The 6,961-nt window shown below is 62.4% G+C and carries 8 protein-coding genes and 1 pseudogene; all 9 read right to left on the reverse strand.

Annotation, left to right across the window (positions count from 1 at the left end; all coding sequences use genetic code 11):
• Positions 1-1,108 (reverse strand): Tol-Pal system beta propeller repeat protein TolB (gene tolB / locus ACIQ17_RS29020; RefSeq protein WP_398472889.1); only part of this gene is annotated, 1,108 nt, incomplete at its 3' end.
• Positions 1,109-1,173: 65 nt separating this feature from the next.
• A complete protein-coding gene (gene tolA / locus ACIQ17_RS29025; protein WP_398472881.1) occupies positions 1,174-2,238 on the reverse strand; it encodes a cell envelope integrity protein TolA in 1,065 nt (354 codons plus the stop codon).
• An 18-nt stretch (positions 2,239-2,256) separates the two neighbouring features.
• Complete coding sequence (locus ACIQ17_RS29030; RefSeq protein WP_398472883.1) at positions 2,257-2,730, reverse strand: biopolymer transporter ExbD; 474 nt, start codon at positions 2,728-2,730, stop codon at positions 2,257-2,259.
• A 37-nt stretch (positions 2,731-2,767) separates the two neighbouring features.
• Entirely contained in the window at positions 2,768-3,478 is a 711-nt protein-coding gene (gene tolQ / locus ACIQ17_RS29035) for a protein TolQ (protein ID WP_398472884.1), read from the reverse strand.
• Positions 3,479-3,860: 382 nt separating this feature from the next.
• Positions 3,861-4,343: a DUF2852 domain-containing protein gene (locus tag ACIQ17_RS29040; protein WP_398472885.1), complete on the reverse strand. Its 483-nt coding sequence runs from the start codon at positions 4,341-4,343 to the stop codon at positions 3,861-3,863.
• A gap of 128 nt (positions 4,344-4,471) precedes the next feature.
• A complete protein-coding gene (locus ACIQ17_RS29045; RefSeq protein WP_398472886.1) occupies positions 4,472-5,176 on the reverse strand; it encodes a TetR/AcrR family transcriptional regulator in 705 nt (234 codons plus the stop codon).
• Positions 5,177-5,228: 52 nt separating this feature from the next.
• Positions 5,229-5,984 carry a hypothetical protein gene (locus ACIQ17_RS29050; protein ID WP_398472887.1) on the reverse strand — a complete coding sequence of 252 codons (756 nt, stop codon included), beginning with the start codon at positions 5,982-5,984 and terminating at the stop codon, positions 5,229-5,231.
• Between the two features lie 27 nt (positions 5,985-6,011).
• Positions 6,012-6,728 carry an ABC transporter ATP-binding protein gene (locus ACIQ17_RS29055; protein ID WP_398472890.1) on the reverse strand — a complete coding sequence of 239 codons (717 nt, stop codon included), beginning with the start codon at positions 6,726-6,728 and terminating at the stop codon, positions 6,012-6,014.
• A gap of 7 nt (positions 6,729-6,735) precedes the next feature.
• Positions 6,736-6,961, reverse strand: a pseudogene (locus tag ACIQ17_RS29060) (ABC transporter ATP-binding protein); the annotation flags it as partial.

Genomic DNA, 6,961 nt, shown 5'->3' on the forward strand with positions numbered 1-6,961 from the left:
CGATGGAGAACTGGCCACCGCCCTGCTTGGTGAAGGCAATATAGTCGCCACGCGGCGACCAGACGGGCGTCGAATAGCTGCCTTCGCCGAACGAGATACGCTGCGCGCCGCCGCCAGTCGCACCCATGACATAGATCTGCGGCTTGCCGCCGCGATCGCTTTCGAAACAGATGCGCGCGCCGTCCGGCGAATAGGACGGCGAGGTATCGATCGCCGGCGTGTCAGTGAGGCGCGTGGTGGACTTGGAGCGCAGGTCCATCACGAACAGGTTGGAATTGCCGCCCTGCTGCAGGCTCATGATGACGCGCTGGCCATCTGGCGAAAAGCGCGGCGAGAACGACATGCCCGGGAAGTTGCCGACGATCTCGCGCTGCCCGGTCTCGATATTGAACAGGTAGACGCGCGGGTCGCCCTGGCCGAACTCCATATAGGTGATCTCTTGCGTCGACGGCGAGAAACGCGGCGTCAGCACCAGATCGGCACCACGGGTGAGATAGCGCACATTGGCGCCGTCCTGATCCATCAGCGCGAGGCGCTTGACGCGGCGCTCCTTGGCGCCGGTCTCGTCCACGAACACGACGCGGCTGTCGAAATAGCCCTTTTCGCCAGTCAGGCGCTCATAGATCTGGTCGGAGATGATATGCGCGATGCGGCGCCAATATTCCGGCGACGTGAAATATTGCTGGCCGGCGAGCTGCTGGCCGGTGGCGACATCCCAGAGGCGGAATTCAGCCTTGAGGCGGCCGTCGCCCTGCCGCGTCATGCGGCCGGTGACCAGCGCCTGCGCGTTCACTGTCTTCCAGTTCTGGAAATTCGGCGGCGCATCGATATTGACGGTCTTTTCGACGAAGGCAGCCGGATCGATCGGCGCGAACAGGCCGCTGCGCTTCAGGTTGTTGGTGATGACCTGAGACACGCCATTGCTGACTTCGTTGTCGGCACCGGTGCCGGCGTTGAAGGTCGGGATGGCAATCGGCAGCGGCGCGACATTGCCTTCGGTAATCTGCACGCGGGCCTGGCCGAACGCGTTGCGCGCGCCGGTACCAGCCAGCAGGCCGAGCGATCCAATGCCCGTAATGATCTGGCGGCGGCTCGGACGGGAAAACATCAGGGGCGATCCATTCTTGTCGGTCATGTTACAGCTTTGCTCGATCGGCGGCCCGGCAGGCGCGCTCAGGATGAGCGCTCGGTGAAAACGGGTTCAAAGAACTTCCACTCCTCAAAGAAGGCCGCCGGCAACTTGTAGGGCTGGCATTCGATGATGGCACGCAGTGCGCTCTCTTGATAGACGCGGAAATACGGCGTCGACGGATTGCTGATGGCCGATGGCTGCGTTTCCAGCGTGCCATCGCGCTTCAGCTTCACGCTGAAGATGGCCTGGGTGAACTGCGCCTCGACGCCGCCATAGGGTTTCTTCCAGCAGCGCTCGACCTGCGACTTGAACATCGCGCCCCAGGTGGCAACGTTGTTGGCGGCATTACCCTTGGAGAGCCCCAGCGCCGCCGTCGGATTGAGATCCGAGCCGGTCGCCGAATTGCGGGTCGGGTCGCGCTTGTCGATCAAGGCCGCGATCTTCGACTGATCGAAGACGCGCTCGGCCTTCTTCGCTTCTTCAGCTTTTGCCTTGGCCTCTGCCTTGGCTTTCGCTTCGGCATCCGCCTTGGCCTTTGCTTCAGCCTTGGCCTTGGCTTCTGCTTTCGCCTTGGCCTGTGCTTCGGCTTTCGCCTTGGCATCGGCCTGAGCCTTTGCGTCGGCCTCGGCCTTCTCTTCGGCCAGCTGCTTCGCCTCTGCCGCGGCAGCAGCTTTCGCCTCCGCTTTGGCCTTGGCATCTGCTGCAGCCTTCGCGGCAGCCTCGGCCTTGGCAGCAGCTTCCGCCTTTGCTGCCGCTTCCGCAGCAGCCTTGTCCTCGGTCTTCGGCTGTTCCTTCGGCGCGACTTCGGTGATGACAGGCGCCTTCTTGTCGTCGATCTTGCCAACCGCCTCATCCGGCGGCTTGGCTTCCGCGATCTTCTCGACCTTCGGCTTCGGATTGTCTTTCTTGCCGGTGCGCTCGCCAGCCATGGCCTTGGCGAGTTGGTCGTCAGAAATGACGTCCACCGCCACGGAATCCTCCGGATGCACTTCCAGCGCCTTGGAGTCGAACGTAAACAGGCCCCAGCCGAACACGAGCAGATGCAAGGCCACAGACGCAACCAGCGTCTTGTCGACCTTTCCCATCAGTTCTTTCATCCTGCTCATGACCGCTGCGCCATCGCGTTACGATCCCTGCTCCGGCAGGATCACGATATTGGCCTTGAATCCGGCAGCGCGGACCATGCCGAGCAGCTTCATCATATCGGTGTAGCAGACGTCCCTGTCGCCGCGCAGGAACACAGTGTTGTCCGTGTCCGTCCGCGTGGAGCGGATCGCGGTGATCTTGGCGGCCAGTTCATTCTGCGGCACCAGCGCGTCGGCGATATAGGTTTCCACGGCCGAATTGCAGCTGCCGCCGGTGCGCTTCACCGAGACGGTGAGCGGCGGCGCGTTCTGTGACGCCGACTTGCCGCCGCTGGCGATGGGCAGATCGATGTCGATGGTCGAGGTCATCAGCGGCGCCGAGACCATGAAAATGATCATCAGCACCAGCATCACGTCGACCATCGGCGTGACGTTGATTTCGGCCATGACGGCAGCGCGCCGGCGTCCCCGCCGGCTCCCGCCCCCACCGCCTGCTGCTGCATTCATCCCCATGATCGGGCGCTCATCACACGATTCAAACCACCGGCCATCAGGCGCGCTCGTCGATCTGGCGCGAGAGAATGGCCGAGAACTCGTCGGCAAAGCCTTCCAGCCGCAACGCCTGCCGGTTCACTTCTGCCGTGAATTTATTGTAGAAAATGGTCGCCGGGATGGCGGCGATAAGGCCGATGGCGGTGGCGAACAGCGCTTCCGCGATACCCGGCGCGACCACCGCGAGCGACGTATTCTTCGAAGCCGCGATCGCCTGGAAGCTCGTCATGATGCCCCAGACAGTGCCGAACAGACCGACGAACGGGCCGGCGGAACCGACCGTCGCCAGCACCAGCAGCCGGCGCTCGAGCCGCTCGACCTCACGGGCGATGGACACATTCATCACCTTGTCGATACGCATCTGCAGGCCCGTGAAGGAGCGCGCCTGGCTCTCGAAGGAACGCTTCCACTCGCGCATGGCGGCGACGAAACAGGCAGCCATAGACTGGGTCGGCTTGGCAGACAGTGCGCGATAGAGATCCTCGATGGACTCTCCCGACCAGAACGCCTGTTCGAAACGATCCATGGCACGGCGGGTGCGCGAATAGAGAAACATCTTGTCGATCGCGATGGCCCAGACCCAGACCGAGCAGCCGATCAATCCGGCCATGACGGCCTTGACGATCCAGTGCGCCTGCAGGAACAGACCAATCAGCGACACGTCGGTCGACACCAGCGGCATGGCTGACTGTGCGACATCCGGATTCATTAGCAGTATCCTCTCAACGCAATATCCCCCTCGACCGGCATCCCGCCGATCGATCATGCAGTCACGCGCCGAACCGGGCGCGATAGCGCCAGGGCACGTCCTTGTTCAGTGCATGGATGACCCGTCCGAGGCCGGGCCCTAAATTCCCTGCCAACATGTCAAAACAAGGGCTTCGCGCGCATTTCTGCGGCTCTTACCAGAGCCCGGCTATGGTTAATGTTGCGTTACCACGCCCACTATCGCGGAGGAATGAAGCTCCGTTCGCTTGTTCGTGAACGGCGCGTGACATCACGAACCAAACCGCCCGCCTGTGGGAACAGGCGGGCGGTTGAGGGATCAAGGCGGCAAACTGCCCTGCTCCGGTATGTTGATCCTGCTTACATCAGCCCTGCGACTGGTTGTTGTCGGCCGGCGGCGGGGTCGGGCGCTGGCGGTGCTGGGCCATGAACTGGTCGAATTCTTCCTTGTCCTTGGCATGACGCAGGCGCTCGAGGAAGTTCTTGAACTCGTGTTGTTCCTCTTCGAGGCGACGCAGCGTCTCGACACGGTATTCATCGAAGGCGCGATTGCCGGAAGACGGCTCGCCGAAGCCGAAGCCGCCGAAACCATGGCGCTCCATGCGGCCGCGCATGCGCTCCATCTTGTCCTGCATCCGCTGCATCTTGTTTTCGAAACGACCCTGACGATCCCAGCAACCCATGTTTCTGCTCCCGAGTTTGAAGAAGAGAAGTGCGAGGCCAATCGGCCACCAGACGATAAAGCCGAGCACAATGAGCACGATGTGCCATGGCGAACGAAGGCCATAGGTCACGCGCTCATCGTAAGGGCGACGGCCCCAGCGATTGAGATCTGCGGTGTCAGACATCTCCCTCTCCATCGGCGGCACCATGCCGCTTGTGAATGTAAATAACATTTACATACGTAAAGCACGGGTCGGTTTTGTCAAGGCAGCCGGAAGGCCGACCGCTCACATAATCGAGAGGTGGCCTGCGGCTATTTGGGCGCAGTGCCCCACGGGCCGGATTTCGGCTCTGCGGGTTTGTCGTTTTCAGGGGGCTTCTGGTCGGCTGGAAAACCGAGACCACGCAAATAAATCAGCGCACCGGCTTCCAGCAGATCGTCGGGAGACATCGGCAGCTGGCGGCGCGCGGCATCGCCGCGGCCAAACAGCGAGGCGATGCCGTGCGACATCGACCAGATATGCAGCGCCATCATCAGCGCCGGCGGCCGCGGCACGCCCGGCGGCGTCAGCGCAGCCAGACGCTCCGCAGCTGCGCGGATGACGCCGAAAGCGCGTTCGCTAGCTGCCATGAGTTCGGGGCTGGAATCCACGGGAATGCCGGACTCGAACATCGCCGAATAGAATGCCGGCTCGTTGCGCGCAAAGGCGAGATAGGCCCTGCCGAGCCGCTCAAAGGCCGTGACGGTGTTCGGCCGTCCATCGTCCCAGGCCTGCGTCAGTGCCTGCTCGAACTGCTCGAAGCCGCGCTGGGCAATGTTGGCCAGCAAGTCGTCACGGTCGCGAAAATGGCGATAGGGCGCGGCGGCACTGACGCCGGCCGTGCGCGCGGCATCGGCGAAGGTGAAGCCTGCCGGTCCCTTCTCAGCGATCAACCCCAGCGCCGCCTGCAGCAGCGCCTCTTTCAGATTGCCATGATGGTAGCCGCGGTCGCCGCGACGGTCCTTGTTCCAACTCATGTGAAGGGCTTTTACATGAGCCGGATCAAGAGGTCATCCGGAAAGAGGAGGATCAGACTGCGACCACGCGTTCGTTATGAACGCATCGGCAGTCCATTTCATATTCGAGGCCTTCAATCGGCGGGCGATTGAAATGCCAGGTCAGACCGTTCCGGAACACACCACGGCGGCCGAGCTCGCTTTCGAGGATCGGATAGACGTCCTGGACGGTATAGAGCTGGGCGCCCGTGGTCTGGCTCCAGTTACCCGAGAAGGCGCTCATGCGGCGCTCCATCTCGTCGAGCACGAATTTCGCCTTTTCCAGCATGCCGGATGGGCTGGTATCACCGAACCGCACAGTGTGGTCGCGATAGTTGCCCTTGCCTTCGGTCGCCTCGCCGCTGCCGGCGATGACGAAGGATGGTGGCGCATCTGGCGCGACTGTCGTGAACGAGAAGGCGTAGAAGCCCGGCGCCGACGGCGGATCGATCTTCGGACAGACATTGCTGCGCGCGATCGGATTCACGCGATCCTTCATGATGCCCCAGTCTTCGAGCGTCTTGATGTAGATCTCGTTGAAATCGATGAAGCCCTGTTCGGTGAACGGCGCAGGCGAGCGCAGTTCGCAAGCCGCAAAGGATGTGAGCGGCCGGCCCGCGGCCTTGATGATATCGGCGATCTTCGCAAAACCCTCCTTCAGCGGCACCACTTTCGAGAAGCGCACACGCTCCAGCGCAAAGCCGGGCAGCGCGCCGACGCCGCAGGAATACTGGAACACGCCGGGCATGTAGCGATAGCCGCTATTGGGAGCTTCGACAGTTGCGATCATGGTGGCCTCTTTCGGGTCAAACAGTGGTCAGTCTTCGAGGACGCCGAGATAGGCGTCGCGGATGATGGGATCGGCGAGCAGTTCGGCACCCTCCCCGGCGCGCACGATACGGCCCATATCCATGATGTAGGCGTGGTGGCAGAGATCGAGCGCCGTAGTGACATCCTGTTCGACCAGCAGGATCGACATGCCTTCGGCGTTCAACTGGCGCAGCGCTGCAACGAGTTGCTCGACGAGCAAAGGCGACAGGCCGAGCGACAATTCGTCGATCATCAGCAGCCGCGGCGCGCTCATCAGGCCGCGACCGATGGCGCACATCTGCTGCTCGCCGCCGGACAGCGTGGCAGCCGCCTGGTTGCGCCGCTCGCGCAGCTTGGGGAACGTCGTATAGACGCGGTCGAGATCCCGCTTCAGTTCAACGCTGCTTGCCTTGCGCGAATAGGCGCCCATCAAAAGATTGTCCTCGATGCTCATGGCGCCGAACAAACGGCGGCCTTCGGGCACGTGAACGATGCCATGGGCAAGGATCGCTGCTGCTGACGCCTTCGACAGATCGACGCCTTCGGAGACATAGCTTCCGGATTGGCGCGGGATCAGGCCGGACAGCGCGCGCATCAGCGTGGTCTTGCCGGCGCCGTTGGAGCCGATCAGCGCGGTGATTTCGCCGGAGCGCACCACCATGTCGATGCCCCACAGCACCTGTATTTCGCCGTAGCCGGCGCAGACCTCTTTGAGTTCGAGCATCGGATGATCAGCCACGGGCGGCGTTCCGTTGTGCATATTGCTGGCCGAGATAGGCGTCGACGACAGCCGGGTCCTTGATGATGTCGCGCGGCGCACCATCAGCGATCAGCCGGCCATTATGCAGCACCGCGATCCGCGTGCAGACATTCAGCACCACTTTCATCAGATGCTCGATCATCACGATGGTGATGCCGTCCGCCGCAAGCTGATGGATCAGCTTGGTGGCACGCTCG

The organism is Tardiphaga sp. (assembly GCF_044340795.1).
In the GTDB taxonomy this organism is placed as follows: Bacteria; Pseudomonadota; Alphaproteobacteria; order Rhizobiales; family Xanthobacteraceae; genus Tardiphaga.